The organism is Streptomyces sp. NPDC014006, assembly GCF_043088925.1.
Taxonomy (GTDB): Bacteria; Actinomycetota; Actinomycetes; order Streptomycetales; family Streptomycetaceae; genus Streptomyces.
On record NZ_JBICAJ010000013.1, the window covers coordinates 105,937 to 122,278 of the forward strand.

At 74.2% G+C, this 16,342-nt stretch carries 12 protein-coding genes; 11 read left to right on the forward strand and 1 reads right to left on the reverse strand.

The genetic code is table 11. The features are described from left to right. Nucleotides 1–174: 174 nt before the first annotated feature. The 8 genes from ACF1GV_RS34595 to ACF1GV_RS34630 all read left to right on the forward strand — a co-directional run bounded on the left by ACF1GV_RS34595 (nucleotide 175) and on the right by ACF1GV_RS34630 (nucleotide 11,979). On the forward strand, nucleotides 175–1,209 hold the full coding sequence (locus tag ACF1GV_RS34595; RefSeq protein ID WP_391688973.1) for a methionine ABC transporter ATP-binding protein: 1,035 nt from the start codon (nucleotides 175–177) through the stop codon (nucleotides 1,207–1,209). Further along, nucleotides 1,206–1,949: a methionine ABC transporter permease gene (locus ACF1GV_RS34600; RefSeq protein WP_391688976.1), complete on the forward strand. Its 744-nt coding sequence runs from the start codon at nucleotides 1,206–1,208 to the stop codon at nucleotides 1,947–1,949. The genes ACF1GV_RS34595 and ACF1GV_RS34600 overlap by 4 nt, the downstream gene beginning before the upstream one ends. 72 nt (nucleotides 1,950–2,021) lie before the next feature. Next, on the forward strand, nucleotides 2,022–2,855 hold the full coding sequence (locus ACF1GV_RS34605; protein ID WP_391688979.1) for a MetQ/NlpA family ABC transporter substrate-binding protein: 834 nt from the start codon (nucleotides 2,022–2,024) through the stop codon (nucleotides 2,853–2,855). 140 nt (nucleotides 2,856–2,995) lie between these two features. Continuing rightward, entirely contained in the window at nucleotides 2,996–3,634 is a 639-nt protein-coding gene (locus tag ACF1GV_RS34610) for a GNAT family N-acetyltransferase (RefSeq protein WP_391688981.1), read from the forward strand. A gap of 85 nt (nucleotides 3,635–3,719) precedes the next feature. Next, nucleotides 3,720–4,931 carry a precorrin-6y C5,15-methyltransferase (decarboxylating) subunit CbiE gene (cbiE, locus tag ACF1GV_RS34615; protein ID WP_391688984.1) on the forward strand — a complete coding sequence of 404 codons (1,212 nt, stop codon included), beginning with the start codon at nucleotides 3,720–3,722 and terminating at the stop codon, nucleotides 4,929–4,931. A 344-nt stretch (nucleotides 4,932–5,275) separates the two neighbouring features. Then, nucleotides 5,276–9,700, forward strand: coding sequence for a nicotinate-nucleotide--dimethylbenzimidazole phosphoribosyltransferase (cobT, locus tag ACF1GV_RS34620; RefSeq protein ID WP_391688986.1), 4,425 nt, complete (start codon nucleotides 5,276–5,278; stop codon nucleotides 9,698–9,700). A gap of 143 nt (nucleotides 9,701–9,843) precedes the next feature. Then, nucleotides 9,844–11,070, forward strand: coding sequence for a uroporphyrinogen-III C-methyltransferase (gene cobA / locus ACF1GV_RS34625; protein WP_391688989.1), 1,227 nt, complete (start codon nucleotides 9,844–9,846; stop codon nucleotides 11,068–11,070). Nucleotides 11,071–11,160: 90 nt separating this feature from the next. Continuing rightward, nucleotides 11,161–11,979 (forward strand): TrmH family RNA methyltransferase, encoded by an 819-nt coding sequence (locus tag ACF1GV_RS34630; RefSeq protein WP_391688992.1) that lies wholly within the window; start codon nucleotides 11,161–11,163, stop codon nucleotides 11,977–11,979. 35 nt (nucleotides 11,980–12,014) lie between these two features. Here the strand turns inward: ACF1GV_RS34630 and ACF1GV_RS34635 are convergent, their stop codons facing one another. Next, nucleotides 12,015–13,463, reverse strand: a complete 1,449-nt coding sequence (locus tag ACF1GV_RS34635; protein WP_391689402.1) for a protein kinase — start codon at nucleotides 13,461–13,463, stop codon at nucleotides 12,015–12,017. Nucleotides 13,464–14,078: 615 nt separating this feature from the next. On the opposite strand from ACF1GV_RS34635, the gene ACF1GV_RS34640 reads away from it, so the two are divergent. The 3 genes from ACF1GV_RS34640 to ACF1GV_RS34650 all read left to right on the forward strand — a co-directional run bounded on the left by ACF1GV_RS34640 (nucleotide 14,079) and on the right by ACF1GV_RS34650 (nucleotide 16,308). Continuing rightward, nucleotides 14,079–14,273 (forward strand): hypothetical protein, encoded by a 195-nt coding sequence (locus tag ACF1GV_RS34640; protein ID WP_361625205.1) that lies wholly within the window; start codon nucleotides 14,079–14,081, stop codon nucleotides 14,271–14,273. 667 nt (nucleotides 14,274–14,940) lie between these two features. Beyond that, the gene (locus ACF1GV_RS34645; RefSeq protein WP_391688997.1) at nucleotides 14,941–15,924 is read left to right on the forward strand and encodes a phosphotransferase family protein; all 984 of its coding nucleotides are present in this window, start codon (nucleotides 14,941–14,943) and stop codon (nucleotides 15,922–15,924) included. An 81-nt stretch (nucleotides 15,925–16,005) separates the two neighbouring features. After that, on the forward strand, nucleotides 16,006–16,308 hold the full coding sequence (locus tag ACF1GV_RS34650) for a zf-TFIIB domain-containing protein (RefSeq protein ID WP_391689001.1): 303 nt from the start codon (nucleotides 16,006–16,008) through the stop codon (nucleotides 16,306–16,308). Nucleotides 16,309–16,342 lie beyond the last annotated feature (34 nt).

Sequence of the window (16,342 nt, forward strand, 5' to 3'; positions counted from 1 at the left end):
CCGCTCGTGTTCCGCCCTGCGCGACCGAGCCCCCGCCCCCGCGCGCACGTTCCCACCCCCCACGGCCGCACCCCGCGCCGAAGAACATGCCGCGTCCCGGCTGCCTTCGATTCTTCATGCCCCGTGCCCGGCGCCCACGACGTGCCGCGCACTCGACAGCGACGGAAACCCCACGTGATCACCACACAGGGCCTCACCAAGGTCTACCGCTCACGCGGCCGCGAGGTCACCGCCCTGGCCGGCGTCGACCTGCACGTCCGCGAAGGCGAGGTCTACGGCGTCATCGGCCAGTCCGGCGCCGGCAAGTCCTCCCTCATCCGCTGCGTCAACCTGCTGGAGCGCCCCACCTCCGGCACCGTGACCGTCGACGGTCAGGACCTCACCGCCCTGGCGGGGCGCGGTCCGCGCGCCGGCCGCGAGCTGCGGCAGGCGCGCAGCCGGATCGGTATGGTCTTCCAGCACTTCAACCTGCTGTCCTCGCGGACCGTGCAGGACAACGTCGAGCTCCCCCTGGAGATCCTCGGCCGCTCCGGCAAGGACCGCTCCCGCAAGGCGCTGGAACTCCTCGACCTCGTCGGCCTCGCCGACAAGGCGGGCGCCTACCCCTCCCAGCTCTCCGGCGGCCAGAAGCAGCGCGTCGGCATCGCCCGCGCCCTGGCCGGCGACCCCAAGGTGCTGCTGTCCGACGAGGCCACCAGCGCCCTGGACCCGGAGACCACCCGCTCCATCCTGACCCTGCTGCGCGACCTCAACCGCGAACTCGGTCTCACCGTCCTGCTCATCACCCACGAGATGGACGTCGTGAAGACGGTCTGCGACTCCGCCGCGCTCATGGAGAAGGGCCGCATCGTCGAGTCCGGCACGGTCAGCGAACTGCTCGCCACCCCCGGCAGCAAGCTCGCCACCGCGCTGTTCCCGGTCGGCGGCGAGGCCTCCGCGGACGACCGCACCGTCCTCGACGTCACCTTCCACGGCGAGGCCGCCACCCAGCCCGTCATCTCCCAGCTCGCGCGCACCTACAACATCGACATCTCGATCCTCGGCGCCGCCATCGACACCGTCGGCGGACTGCAGATCGGCCGCATGCGCATCGAACTGCCCGGGCGCTACGAGGACAACGTCGTGCCCATCGGCTTCCTGCGCGAGCAGGGACTCCAGATCGACGTCCTGGGCCAGGAGCCCGTGCTGGTGAAGGAAGGTGCCAAGTGACCTGGTCCGAGATGCAGCCCCTGCTGTCGCAGGCGTGTTGGGACACCCTCTACATGGTGGGCTGGTCCACCCTCATCGCCGTCGTCGGCGGCCTGCCGCTCGGCATCCTGCTCGTGCTCACGGACCGGGGCGGGCTGTTGCAGAACGTCGTCGCGAACAAGGTCATCGGGCAGATCGTGAACATCGCCCGCTCGATGCCGTTCATCATCCTGATGGTCGCGCTGATGGGCTTCACCCGCTGGGTCACCGGCACCACCATCGGCCGCGACGCCGCGATCGTGCCGCTCGCGATCGGCGCGATCCCGTTCTTCGCGCGGCTCGTCGAGACATCCGTCCGCGAAGTGGACGGCGGTCTCGTGGAGGCGGTGCAGGCCATGGGCGGCAGCACCTGGAAGGTCGTCCGCAGCGTCCTCGTCCCCGAGTCGCTCCCCTCCCTGATCTCCGGCACCACCACCACGATCATCGCCCTCATCGGCTACTCGGCCATGGCCGGCACCGTCGGCGCGGGCGGCCTCGGCGACATCGCCATCCGCTACGGCTACCAGCGCTTCGAGACCGGACTGATGTGGATCACGGTGGCCATCCTGGCCGTCGTCATCTCCCTGCTGCAGTTCGCCGGCGACTACGCCGCCCGCACCCTGCACCGGCGCACCGGCAAGACCGGCGGCCTGCTGCTGTTCCGGCCCATGCGGGGCGTCTTCGGCGGCACGGTCGCCGCCGACGCCGTCCGCAAGGGCTGACCGGCACGCACCCCCGAACTCCCCGTCCACCTCATGACGGGGTCGCACCACCCATAAGGAAAGGCACTTTTCGTGCGTAACACCGCCAAGATCACCACCGCCGTCCTCGCCGCCGCAGCCCTCACCGTGGGCCTGTCCGCGTGCGGCTCGGACAAGGACTCCGCCAAGGACCCGGGCGCCACGCTGACGGTCGCCGCCACGCCCACCCCGCAGGGCGAGATCCTCACCTACATCAAGGACAACCTGGCGCAGAAGGCCGGCCTCAAGCTCGAGGTCAAGGAGTTCACCGACTACGTGACTCCGAACACGGCCGTCCAGCAGGGCGAGGTCGACGCCAACTACTTCCAGCACAAGCCGTACCTCGACGACTTCAACAAGAAGAACGGCACCGACATCGTCCCGGTGCCCGGCGGCACGGTGCACCTGGAACCGCTCGGCGTCTACTCCAAGAGCCTGAAGAAGCTCGACGACCTCAAGGCCAGCGCCACCGTCGCGCTGCCCAACGACACCACCAACGAGGCCCGCGCGCTCAAGCTCCTCGAGGACAACGGGGTCATCAAGCTCAAGGCCGGTGCCGGGTACTCCGCGACCCCCAAGGACGTCACGTCCAACCCCAAGAACCTGAAGTTCAAGGAGCTGGAGGCGGCCCAGCTGCCGCGCTCCCTCGGTGACGTGGACGCCGCCGTCATCAACGGCAACTACGCGCTGGAGGCGAAGCTCAGCCCCGCGAAGGACGCGCTCGTCGCGGAGAAGGCCCAGAACAACCCGTACGCCAACTTCCTCGCGGTGAAGAAGGGAGACGAGAGCGACCCGCGCGTCAAGAAGCTCGCGGGGCTCCTCACCTCGCCCGAGGTGAAGAAGTTCATCGAGGACAAGTACCAGGGCGCCGTCGTCCCGGCGTTCTGAGCCGGCGCGTGCGCCAACGGGGTCCACTCCTCACGGGGGGTGGACCCCGTTGTGCGGTTCAGTGGTTACATGCTGCATGCTGGGCAGTTCAGCAGGCCTGACGGTCTCTCAAGAATCTCCCGAAGGTTACGGAGCGGCGCATGACTAGCACCTTCCCCAACATCTCCATCAGCACGGAGCGGTTGGTGCTGCGTCCCCTCGACGAGGACGATGTGCCCGCACTGACCGAGATGATGAACGACGAGCAGGTCGCCGCCTGGACCGACGTGCCCCGGCCGTTCACCGAGGACGCCGCCCGGCAGTGGATCACCGAGTACGCCCGCACCGAGCGCACCACGGGACGCGGCCTGGACCTCGCCGTCACCGAGTTCCTCACCCAGCGCCTGGTCGGCGTCGTCCAGCTCACCAGGACCGACTGGCACATCCGGTCCACCGAACTGTCGTACATCGTCGCCCCCTGGGCCCGCGGCGAGGGCTACGCCTCCGAGGCCGCGCTCGCCACGTCCCAGTGGCTCTTCAACGACCAGAAGTTCGAACGCATCGAGCTGCGCACCGCCGCCGACAACACCGCCTCCCAGCAGGTCGCCCAGAAGATCGGCTGCATCAGCGAGGGCGTGCTGCGCAACGCCTGCATAGTCCACGTCCGCACCGAGGACGGCACGTGGACCGACATGCGTACCGACTTCATCGTGTGGAGCCTGCTCCCGGAGGACCTCGAGGGCGCCGACGAGCAGCTCGCCGACACCGGTGGGTTCGCGCCGTACTCCGACTGGAACTGAGTTGCGGCACCCCACCAGGTACGCTCGAAGCCGCCCCCGGGCCCAGCACCCCTGACGACCTGCGCAAACCTGGAGACTGACGACGATGGCCGACCGGGTCACGGTGATCGGCTGGGACGGCTCGCCGCTGACCGAGGCGGCACGCGCCGCCCTCGGCGCCGCCACGCTGGTGGCCGGTGCCGCCCACCACCTGGCACTGCCCGAGGTGCCGCCCGGCGCCGAGCGCATCCGCCTGGGCAGCGTCGCCCTCGCCGCCCGCCGCATCGCCGCCCACCGCGGCACCGCCGTCGTCCTCGCCGACGGCGACCCCGGCTTCTTCGGCGTCGTGCGCACCCTGCGCGCCCCCGAGTTCGGCCTCGAAGTCGAGGTCGTCCCCGCGGTCTCCTCCGTCGCCGCCGCTTTCGCCCGCGCCGCCATGCCCTGGGACGACGCCCTGGTGGTCGTCGCCCACCCGCGCACCCTGCGCCGCGCGGTCAACGTGTGCCGCGCCCACACCAAGGTCGCCGTCCTCACCGCCCCCGGCGCCGGCCCGGCCGAGCTGGGGCTGCTCCTGGACGGCGTCCACCGCACCTTCGTCATCTGCGAGGAACTCGGCACCGACCGCGAACAGGTCTCCGTCGTCACCTCCGACAAAGCCGCCGACCACAGCTGGCGCGACCCGAACGTCGTCATCGTCATCGGCGGCCGGGCCGGCGCCGCGGAGGACGGCGGCTGGATCGCCGGCCGCGACCCGGCCACCACTCAGCGCGGCTGGACCCTGCCCGCCGACGCCTACGACGGCGACCTCGGCGAGGGCGAGACGGAACAGCTGCGCGCCGCGCAACTCGCCCGCCTCGGACCCCGCGTCGGCGACCTCGTGTGGGACATCGGCTGCGGCTCCGGCGCCTTCGCCACCGAAGCCGCACGCGCCGGCGCCGCCGTCCTCGCCGTCGACCGGGACCTGGACGCCTGCGCCCGCACCGACGCCGCCGCCCGCCGCCACGGCGTCCAGCTGCAGATCGTCCAGGGCGCCGCCCCGCAGGTCCTGGAGGACCTGCCCGAACCCGACGTCGTACGGGTCGGCGGCGGGGGAGCGGCCGTCGTCTCGGCCGTCGCCGACCGGCGCCCGCAGCGCATCGTGACCCACGCCGGGACCCGGGACGCCGCCGAACTCATCGGCCGTGACCTGACCGAGCACGGCTACCACGTCCAGTGCGCCCTGCTGCAGTCCGTCGAGCTCGACACCCGCGCCTGGACCGAGACCGAGCGGAGCGTGGCGTTCCTGCTCACCGGGGTGCTCGCGGACCGAACCCCGTGATCGGCTTGTCGTATCGCGAGGTAGGCTGGCCGATCGTCGTACCGCAACCGGTCGTCCGGCGCTCCGCCGGTCAATGTCCGTAAAAACCGGTCCGTTTCGGGGCGGGTGTGGTACGGCAGAACGCGTGGATGCGCAACGTGGCGCAGTCCACAGCGGGCTGTCGCGGATCACGCTGTCGCGACGGCGCAACGGCCGGGACAATGCCACTGAATGGCTTTGTCGCCTTTTCCGGGCGGTCGTTCGTGCCGCTGGGCACGCCCGCTCGTTCTTCACTGCGGGGCGGTCGGTGCGCCGTTCCGGGTGAACTGGTCGTCGAGGCACTAACCGATGGGCGAGGGGTACGCATGACCGACACCGGCCAGGTCCCGGGCGAGGGGCTGCCGGAGAACGCAGGCACGGTGGAGCAGCCGGGCGTCTCCGCGCCCGGTGCGTACGCCTACCTCTCCGAGAGTCCCGCCGAGGACGAAGACCTGCTGCTGCCGGGCTCCCACGGGGCCTGGGGCAACGAGGTGGCGCCGCCCGCGCCCGAGCCGGTCGTCGAGGCCGTGCACGAACCGGGCCCGCACGAGCTGTCCGGCCGCGACAGCGGCTCCGTCGATCTGAACGGGGTACGGCTCCCGGGCCCGGCGCCGCAGCGTACGGCGCCCACCCGGCCCATCCCGCCGATCACGCCCCGCCGGCCGTTGCACCTCGGCCCGCCGATCCCGGACACCTCCGCCAGCCCGGTCCGCTCCCTTGCCGACCGCGGCCCCGCGGACGCGCCGGTCCGGCAGGCGGCCCCGTCGGCGACCGGCCCCGAGTACCTCGACGCCCCGCAGCAGGCCGCCGCGCCGGCGTCCCCGGAGGCCGCGCCGTGGCCGGCGCAGGCCCAGGCGGCCGCCGGGGTGACCCCTGCCGAAACGGTTGTTCCTGCGGCGGCCCCGCAGCCCGGCCCGGCGGACGCGGCCCAGGCCGCCGTGGCCCGCCTCGCGACGGAAGCGGTCACGGCGACGGGCAGCCACGTGCTGCCGCCGCAGGCCCAGGAGGCGGAGACGCAGGCGGCGGCGCAGGGCGAGGCAGCCGACGCCGGTGCCGAGGCGCAGGCGCCGACCGAAACGCCGGTCCCGCCGCAGGTGCCTGCGCCGGCCGAACTGCCGGACGCCGCAGAGCCGCAGCAGGAGGCGCCGGAGCAGGAGCCGGCGGCTGCCGAGCCCGTCACTGCCGAGACGCCGGTGCAGGACACGGCGGCCGAGGCCGGTGCCGAGGCGGCGCCTGCCGACGGTGCCGTGGACGCCGCCGCCGCGGGCGCGCAGGCACCGGCCGACGCCCCGGAGCAGACGGCCGTGTCCGCGCCCGAGGCCGCCGAGGCCCCCGGCGCCCAGAACCCGTCGGCGGACGAGCCGACGGCCGCCGAGCCGACCGCCGACGAGCCGACCGCGGCGGAACCGGCCGTGGCGGGGGAGACCGTGGGCGCCCAGCCGGGCGAGGACGCCGCCGCGCAGACGCCTGAGCCGGTCGCCGCAGAGGACCAGCCCGCCGATGCCGCCCCGTCCGCTCCGGCCGTGGAACCGGCGCAGTCCGCCGCTCCGGTCGTCGAGCCCGCGCCGGCGGCCGAGCCGCTCCCGGCCGAGGACACGCCCGCCGCGGAGCCGGTCGCTGCCGAGGTGGCCGAGCCCGCCGAGCCCGTGGAGCCCGAGACCGTCCAGCCGCTCGCCGTCCCGGCCGAGGCAGCGCAGGCCCCCGAATTGGCCGCCGCCGAGGCGCCGCAGGCTTCCGCACTGCCTGCCGAAGCGCAGACTCCCGAGTCGGCTGCCCCGGAGGCACCGCAGGCCGACGAGCCGTCCGTGGCCGACGCCGCCCAGGCAACCGGCGCACCCGAGGCGCAGAACACCGACGCGATCCCGGCGGACGCGCCCGCGACGCCCGAGGCCCCCGCCGCAGCGCAGGCGCCCGGGGCGCCCGAGGTCCCGGCAGCGCAGGCGCCCGAGGCCACCGCGCCGGCCGAGGCACAGCCCGTCGCCGCGGCACCGCAGACGGAGGCGCCCGCTGCCGCCACCCCCGAGGAAGCACCCGCCGCACCGGCTCCGCAGGCAGAGGCGTCGCAAGCGCCGGCACCGCAGGCAGCCGAACCCGCTGTCGAGGCCCCGCAGGCTCCTGAGCCTGCCGCTTCCGAGGACCAGGCCCCCCAGCCCGCCGAGCCCGCCGCTGCCGAGCCGATCCCGGCCGAAGCCGTCCAGGCCACGGAGCGCACCACCGCGGCTGCGCACCAGCCCGTCGAGCCCACCCCCGCCGAGGCCCCGCTGCCCGTCGACGCGACCGCCCCGGCCACCGAGCCGGGCGTCGCCGCGTCCCCGCAGCCCATCGAGGCCCCGGCCGCCGACCAGGGCACCGCCCAGGTCGCCGCCCCGCAGGACGCGTCCGCCGCCGCACACCCCCCGGTGGCCGTCGCCGCAGCCCAGGAGGTCCCCCTGTCGACCCCGGACGAAGCGGCGCAGCCCGCGCCCGCCCCGGCCTCCCTGCCGGACACCCCGCCCGCCGTCACGGTCCCCGCCGCCCCGCCCGTCCAGGGCCCGCAGATGCCGCAGGCGCAGGACGCCCCGCAACCGCCGCCGGCCGTCGCGGCGCCCGAGGCATCGCAGACGATCGCCCCCGAGCCTCCGCAGACCACTGCCCCGGAGGCCGCGCAGCTCGCCCACGCAGCGGTTCCCGCGCCCTCCGGCATGCAGCCCGCCCCCTCCGGCTCCGTCACTCCGCTGCCGATCGGGCAGTTCGTGCCGGTCGAGGGTCAGGTGCCGACCACTCCGCACCTCGCCCCGACCCCGCCGCACCCCCTCACCCTGCCCGCGGAGGAACACATCGCGCACCCGGCCGCCCCGGTCCCGGCCCCCCGCGAGGCCGAGGCCGACGCCGGCGTCGTACAGCACGCGGACGATCTGCAGACGAGGGCCGCGGACCAGGAAGACCTGGCACCGCAGGCGGACCAGGAACAGCCGGCAGCCCGGGACGACCGGGAAGAAGAGAGCAAGGCCGCCGTGGCAGAGGCACCAAAGTCCACCGGTCCGGCCGCACCCGGCTACGACGAGGCCGAGCGCGAAGCCGTGCTGAAGGTGATGCGCGAGCGCCGCGACATCCGCAACGGCTTCCGCAGCGACCCCATCCCGCACGAGGTGCTGCTGCGCGTCCTGGAGGCGGCCCACCACGCGCCGTCGGTCGGCCACTCCCAGCCGTGGGACTTCGTCGTCATCCGCTCCGCGGACACCCGCCGCGCGATGCACGAGCTGGCGATGCGGCAGCGCGAGGCGTACGCCAAGTCGCTGCCGAAGGGCCGGGCGAAGCAGTTCAAGGAACTGAAGATCGAGGCGATCCTCGACACCCCGGTGAACATCGTCGTCACCGCCGACCCGACGCGCGGCGGCCGCCACACCCTCGGCCGCCACACCCAGCCGCAGATGGCGCCGTACTCCGCCGCGCTCGCCGTGGAGAACCTGTGGCTCGCCGCCCGCGCGGAGGGCCTCGGTGTCGGCTGGGTCAGCTTCTTCGACGAGCGGGAGATGGTCCGCGCGCTCGGCCTGCCCGAGCACCTGGAGGTCATCGCCTACCTGTGCGTCGGGTACGTCGACGAGTTCCCGGACGAGCCCGAGCTGATGCAGGCCGGCTGGTCCAAGCGCCGCCCGCTGTCCTGGGTGGTGCACGAGGAGACGTACGGCCGCCGCGCGCTGCCCGGCGAGGAGCCGCACGACCTGCTCGCCGAGACGGTCGCGCAGATCCGCCCGCTGGACGCCAAGGCGCTCGGCGAGGCCTGGGAGCGGCAGAAGCGGATGACCAAGCCGGCCGGTGCGCTCGGCATGCTGGAGATCATCTCCGCTCAGTTGTCCGGCCTGTCCCGGCAGTGCCCGCCGCCGATCCCGGAGCCCGCCGCCGTCGCGATCTTCGCGGGCGACCACGGCGTGCACGCCCAGGGGGTCACCCCCTGGCCGCAGGAGGTCACCGCCCAGATGGTGGCCAACTTCCTGGGCGGCGGAGCGGTCTGCAATGCCTTCGCGAACCAGGTCGGCGCCGAGGTCTGTGTGGTGGACGTCGGTGTCGCGGCCGACCTGCCCGCCACGCCCGGCCTGCTGCCCCGCAAGATCCGCGGCGGCACCTCCGACATGACCACCGGCCCCGCGATGACCCGTGAAGAGGCCAAGAAGGCCATCGAGGTCGGCATCGAGACCGCCCGCGACCTGGTGGCGGCCGGCAACAAGGCGCTGCTCACCGGCGAGATGGGCATCGCGAACACCACCGCGTCCGCCGCGCTGATCTCCGTCTACACCGGCGCCGACCCGGCCGAGGTCACCGGCCGCGGCACCGGCATCAACGACGAGACGCTGGCCCGCAAGACCGAGGTGGTCCGCCGCGCCCTGGAAGTGCACCAGCCGGATCCGGCCGACCCGATCGGCGTGCTCGCGGCGATCGGCGGCTTCGAGCACGCGGCCATGGTCGGCCTGCTGCTCGGCGGTGCCTCCCTGCGTACACCGGTGATCCTGGACGGTGTCAGCGCGGGCGCCGCGGCCCTCGTCGCCCGGGCCATCGCGCCCGAGGTGCTCGCCGCCTGCATCGCCGGTCACCGCAGCGCCGAACCCGGCCATGTCGCCGCGCTCAACAGGCTCGGCCTGCGCCCCCTGGTCGACCTCGACCTGCGCCTCGGTGAGGGCACCGGCGCGCTGCTCGCCCTGCCGCTGGTGCAGTCCACGGCCCGGGCGATGCACGAGGTGGCGACGTTCGACTCGGCCGGCGTCACCGAGAAGTAGGCGACCCACTGACGGGTGGTCCGGCGTTCACCTGCCGGACCACCCGTGCGGTCCGCCCCGCCCACCGCCTAAAATCCGCACGTCAGGGCCGCTCCGGAGCCGCAGCGCGCCCCACCGCACCGCTGCACGAGGAGCCGTCCCTCATGGCCGAACACCCCGCCTACCCCGTAGGACTCCGCCTCACCGGCCGTCGCGTGGTCGTCCTCGGCGGTGGCCAGGTCGCCCAGCGCCGCCTGCCCGCCCTGATCGCGGCCGGCGCGGACATCCACCTCGTGTCGCCCGAGGCGACCCCGTCGGTCGAGGCCATGGCCGACGCCGGCGAGATCACCTGGCACCGGCGCCCCTACCGGGACGGCGACCTCGCCGACGCCTGGTACGCCCTGATCGCCACCAGTGACGCCGACGCGAACACCGCGGCCTCCACCGAGGCCGAGCGGCACCGTGTGTGGTGCGTGCGCTCCGACGACGCTGACGCGGCGACCGCCTGGACCCCGGCCACCGGCCACAGCGAGGGCGTCACCGTCGCCGTACTCACCACCGACGCCCGCGGCCGCGACCCGCGCCACACCGCCGCCATCCGGGACGCGGTCGTCGAGGGCCTGCGCGACGGCACCCTGGTCGCCCCCCACCACCGCACCCGTGCCCCCGGTGTCGCCCTGGTCGGCGGCGGCCCCGGTGACCCGGACCTGATCACCGTGCGCGGCCGCCGTCTGCTGGCCGAGGCCGACGTCGTCATCGCCGACCGGCTCGGCCCGCGCGACCTGCTCGCCGAACTCCCGCCGCACGTCGAGGTGATCGACGCGGCGAAGATCCCCTACGGCCGTTTCATGGCCCAGGAGGCCATCAACAACGCGCTCATCGAGCACGCCAAGCAGGGCAAGTCGGTGGTCCGGCTCAAGGGCGGCGACCCGTACGTCTTCGGCCGGGGCATGGAGGAACTCCAGGCGCTCGCCGAGGCGGGCATCCCCTGCACGGTCGTGCCCGGCATCTCCAGCTCGATCTCCGTTCCGGGCGCGGCGGGCATCCCGGTCACCCACCGCGGGGTCGCCCACGAGTTCACCGTCGTCAGCGGCCATGTAGCCCCCGACGACGAGCGTTCCCTGGTCGACTGGCCGTCGCTGGCCAAGCTGACCGGCACGCTCGTGATCCTCATGGGCGTCGACAAGATCGGCAAGATCGCCGAGACGCTGGTGGCGCACGGCAAGTCCCCGGACACCCCCGTCGCCCTCGTCCAGGAGGGCACCACGGCCGCGCAGCGCCGCGTCGACGCCACCCTCGCGACGGTCGCCGAGACCGTCCGCACCGCGGATGTGAAGCCCCCGGCGGTCATCGTCATCGGCGAGGTCGTGAAGGTCGGCCCTACGCCGTAACTCCGGCCGCCGCACGCCTCACCCGCACCGTCGTCCCCGTACGCGCGACAGCCCGCCCGACAAGCCCGCACGACAAGGCAGTATCACCCCGTGGCCGAACTCATCACCATCGACGACCCCGACGACCCTCGCCTCACCGACTACACCGGACTGACCGACGTCGAGCTGCGCCGCAGGCGCGAGCCGGCCGAGGGCCTGTTCATCGCCGAGGGCGAGAAGGTCATCCGGCGGGCCGGGGAAGCCGGTTACGCGATGCGCTCGATGCTGCTGTCGGCCAAGTGGATCGACACGATGGGCGACGTCATCGAGGAGTCGACGGCCCCCGTCTACACGATCGACCCGAAGCTCGCCGAACGGGTCACCGGCTACCACGTCCACCGCGGCGCCCTCGCCTCCATGCAGCGCAAGCCCTTGCCGACGGCGGGCGCGCTGCTGGCGGGCGCCCGCCGCGTCGCGGTCATGGAGTCCGTCAACGACCACACCAACATCGGCGCGATCTTCCGCTCGGCCGCCGCCCTCGGGATGGACGCGGTGCTGCTGTCCCCGGACTGCGCCGACCCCCTTTACCGGCGCAGCGTGAAGGTGTCGATGGGCGCGGTCTTCTCCGTGCCGTACGCCCGGCTGGAGACCTGGCCCAAGGGGCTCGACGCGGTCCGTGAGGCCGGCTTCACGCTGCTCGCCCTCACCCCCGACGAGAAGGCCAGGACCCTCGACGAGTGCGCCCCGCACACCATGGAACGGGTCGCGCTCATGCTCGGCGCGGAGGGCGACGGCCTGTCCCGGCAGGCCCTGGCCGCCGCCGACGAGTGGGTCCGCATCCCGATGTCCCACGGCGTGGACTCCCTCAACGTGGGCGCGGCGGCCGCGGTCGCCTTCTACGCGGTCGCGACGGGCCGCCCGCAGCTCTGAGAGCGCGCCTCCTGCCTGTGAGGCAGGGTGGTCTCTCAGTCCTGCCGCAGGGTCGACTCGTACCGCTGCGACATCAGCCCGTCCTCGGGCAGGGACGTGAAGCCGGGCCGCGCGCTCTCCTGCGTGTGCCGTACGCCGCTGTTGTCCCCGAGCCCCCGGTCCGGGCCCTCGCAGCCCTGGACCAGGGCGATACCGAGGGCCACCAGCAGCGTCACCACCACGAACACGGTCAGCCGCTGGCGCAGCAGCCGGGGGTTGGCCGGACGCAGCCGCGTCCCCGTGGTGCGTGGTGCCGGCCGTCCGGAGCCGCCGCGCTGCGCGGGCCGGCTGCCGCTGCCCGGCCGCCGGCCGCCGCGCGAGGCCGGTGTCGGCCGGCCGGCGGACCGGGACCCGGAACCGCTCCGCGACGCAGGGCCCCCGCCGCGCGCGGCCGCGCTCCCGCCCCGGGAGGGACTGTCGCCGCGTGAGGGCGTCCCGCTCCGGGCCGCGTCGGCCCGTGACCCCGCGTTCCCGCGCGGCAGCGGAGTCCCCGGGTTGCTCGAGGGGCCCTGCGGCCGCCGCTGGGTGTGGTCCGGGTACAGCGTGTCGGCCAGCCGACCCGTGGGCCGGTCGGCCTCGGCGGCGCGGGGCGCGGGCGGGCGCACGTCGGCCAGGCCCTGCGCCTCGCGGGCCGCGATCTCCTTCAGCCGCAGCGACAGCTCCAGCGTGCTGGGCCGCTCCTCGGGATCCTTCGCCAGGCAGGTGCGCACCAACGGCGCCAGCGCGTCCGGTACGCCGTGCAGCTGCGGCTCCTCGTGCACCACCCGGTACAGCATCACCTCGGAACTGCCGTGCCCGAACGGTGAGTCACCGGTGCACGCGTAGGCCAGGGTCGCCCCCAGCGAGAACACGTCCGTGGCCGGTGTGACGGCCGCGCCGCGCACCTGCTCCGGCGCCAGGAAGCCGGGCGAGCCGACGGCCGTACCGACGTGCGTCAGCGTGGAGGCGCCCGTGGCCCAGGCGATGCCGAAGTCGATGATCCGCGGGCCCTTGGGGGAGAGCAGGATGTTGGACGGCTTCAGGTCCCGGTGCACCACGCCGGCTTCGTGCACGGCGACCAGCCCCTCCGACAGGGCGGCCCCGACCGCCGCGACATCGGCCGCGATCAGCGGCCCCTCGTCGGCGACCTTGTCGTGCAGCGACGGTCCGGGTACGTACTGCGTCGCGAACCAGGGCCGCTCCGCCTCCAGGTCGGCGGCGACCAGCCGGGCCGTACACCCGCCGCGGATGCGCCGCGCAGCCGAGACCTCCCGCGCGAACCGCGAACGGAACTCCTGGTCCTCCGCAAGATCGGGGCGGATCACCTTCAGCGCGACCCGCTGCCCCTTCTTGTCGGAGCCCAGGTAGACCACGCCCATCCCGCCCGCGCCGAGCCGTCGGTGAAGCCTGAACGAGCCGACGACGCGCGGGTCCTCGCGCCTCAGGCGCATCATCGCCATGTTCATCCCCGCTGCCCGGTCCGTGTGACGTGGCACAGCTTACGTTTCCGCGGCCGGTTGCGCGCAGAGGCCGCGCCCTCTCGTGCCGATGCGTTGCCGTTTGCCTGCACGGCACTTGAGGACGGGTCAGAAGCAGTACGGACGACCTGCTTCCGAACCACCGCGGTCCCCAACCTCCCACCCCGCCAAGCCTGTTGATCTTGAGGTACACGACCGCCCGGGGTCGGACCCCGCAGCGGGGGACACCTTGCGCCAGCGCGGGACGCGGACGGGCGGGGCGGGCCACCGGGCGACGACGGCGGTATGCCGCAGACCGGGCGAAGTGATCGAAGTCACCCGGCCGGGCTCCCGGTGCGGGGCTGAACGGACGGGGCAAACCGGTCCGGAGTGGACGCCCCCTCCGGGAAGACCCCGAGTCCTGGGTCCGCGTCTCCACCCAGGGGAGTACGTCCCAGGTGGTGGCTCATCCTCGGGGAGGCCCGCCAATCGATACGAAGGCATGACGTGCCCGGTCCGCCGCCCGCCTAGATTTGAGGTCAAGCGGCGGGTGGCAGCACTCGTCCCCCGAGGTCACGACACTCGCCGCTGCCAAGGACGACTGACACGGTCGGGAGAGGGACCATGGCCCACACGGCACCGCGGACACTGCTCCGCACGCAGGGACGCCTCACGCGCCCCCGCCGCACGGGCCGTCGCCACCCCCTGGTGGCGACGTTGATGGCCCTTCCCCTGGCGGCCCTGCTCCTGCTCGTCTTCGACGGCTGGGAGACAGTGGCCACACAGGCGTCGTCCGTGGGTGTGATGCTGGGGCGCTGAGCGGCGACCCCAGGCCCGGAAGAGCGGTCCGGGCGGGGACATCCATCCATGAAACCCCGTGGGGACGGGGGTGCGGCGGACGGCAAAAAATGCCGGCGCAGCTGGGGAGCTGCGCCGGCATTGCCATTCCCCCGACCACCCTTACCCCTCCGGCCCCCCCCGGTCCCGCGGCCGGCGAGCCGATCCCTACGGCCCGTTACGCACCCACGCGAAGGCCACACGCGGCGAACGGCCGCGACACACAGCTCCCCCCTCCCGCGAACTGAGCGGTGCCCGGCTGGTCCGTCATGCGGCGTGCAGCGCGGTGCCGGGCGGTCCTTCATGCGGCGTGCGGCGCGGTGCCGGGCGGTCCGTCATCCCGCGTGCGGCGCTGTGCTCGACCGGTCCGTCATCTCGCGTGCGGCTCAGCCCGCTTCGCAAGCCGAGGGCAGTCGTGGCGCAGGGCGGCACGGGTGGGCGCGGACGGCACCCTGCGGCGCCGGGTTGCGCACCCCACCCCCGCCCGGCGGAAGCCGGCGGCACCCTGCGGCGCCGGGTTGCGCACCCCACCCCCGCCCGGCGGAAGCCGGCGGCACCCTGCGGCGCCGGGTTGCGCACCCCACCCTCGGCCGACGCCGACCAAACGCCCCCTCACAACGCGCCGAGCTCATAGCCGTACCCTCAGCCCATGCCCCATGCCCTCCTCGCCGACCTCACCCGCAAGGTCAGACAAAGGGCCCACCCCGCCGACACCCCCTGCTCCGCCTGCGCAGCGACCACGCTGGCCGACCGCCCCGACGCCACCGTCGTCCGCCACGCCGGCACGGTCGCCAAGGCGCACGCCCCGCACACCGATCCCGCCGCTCTGGCCGCCCGCCTCGCCATCGTCGCCCGGCTGCCCGACGTCCTCCTGCCTCCGCTGACCGGGAGCCCGCTCACCCTGCACGGGCGCCTGGTGACCTTCTGGCCGTACGGCGCCCCCGTGGACCCCGACGACCCGGACGCCGCCCCGTGGGAGGCAGCCGCCACCCTCCTCGCCCACCTGCATCGCACCCCCGCCCCGCCGGACCTGCCCGACATGCGCGGCCCGGCCAAGGCGGCGGACGCGGTCTCCCGCCTGCGTGCCGCCCTCGACGTCACTCCCACCCCGCCCGCTGAGGGCACCGCACGCATCCCCGCCCCCCTCACCTCGGCGATGCCCGTCCTGCGCGCCTGGGCCGCCCTGCCCGACTGGGCCCGCGCCGAGGCGCCCATGCCCGGCCCCTTCGCTCTCTGCCACGGCGACCTGCACCTCGGCCAGCTCGTCCGGCACTCCGCCGCGGCCGGTGCCTGGCGGCTCATCGACGTCGACGATCTCGGCGTCGGCGTACCGGCCTGGGATCTGGCCCGTCCGGCCGCCTGGTACGCCTGCGGGCTGCTGCCGCCGGAGGAGTTCTCCCGCTTCCTGGACGCCTACCGCGCCGCCGGCGGCCCCGCGGTCCCCGCGACCGGCGATCCCTGGCCGGCCCTGGACGTCCCGGCGCGCGCCCTGACCGTGCAGACCGCCGCCCGCGCGCTCGTCAAGGCCCATGCGGCCGGCCGCCCGCTGGACGAGGTGGAGCAGGCCGTCGTGGACGCCTGCGCGCGGATGGTCGGCGCCCCGGCGCAGACGGCGGCGCAGGTCACACCGTAGGGTGCAACCGACCGCGGCCGGACGGAGTCTGTCCTGGCGATACGCGAAGCAGGACCGAACGGCGAGGAGTTGGAGCCGACCATGCAGTGTCCCAAGTGTCATGCGCCCATGCACACCTACAACCGCAACGGCGTGCAGATCGAGCAGTGCAGCGGTTGCCGGGGGATCTTCCTCGACTACGGCGAGCTGGAGGCGCTGACCCGCCTGGAGTCGCAGTGGTCCCAGCCCGCCCCGCCCCCGCCCGCCCCGCAGTCCTACCCGGCCCCGCAGGCGCCCGCCTGGGGCGCTCCGCAGCACGGCGGCCACGGCGGCCACGGTGGTCACTACGGCCACGGCGGTCACCACCGTCACAAGAGCTTCGGCCACATGCTCTTCTCCAGCTGAGAGCGGGGCACGAAGAAGCCCCCGGTCGCAGGAC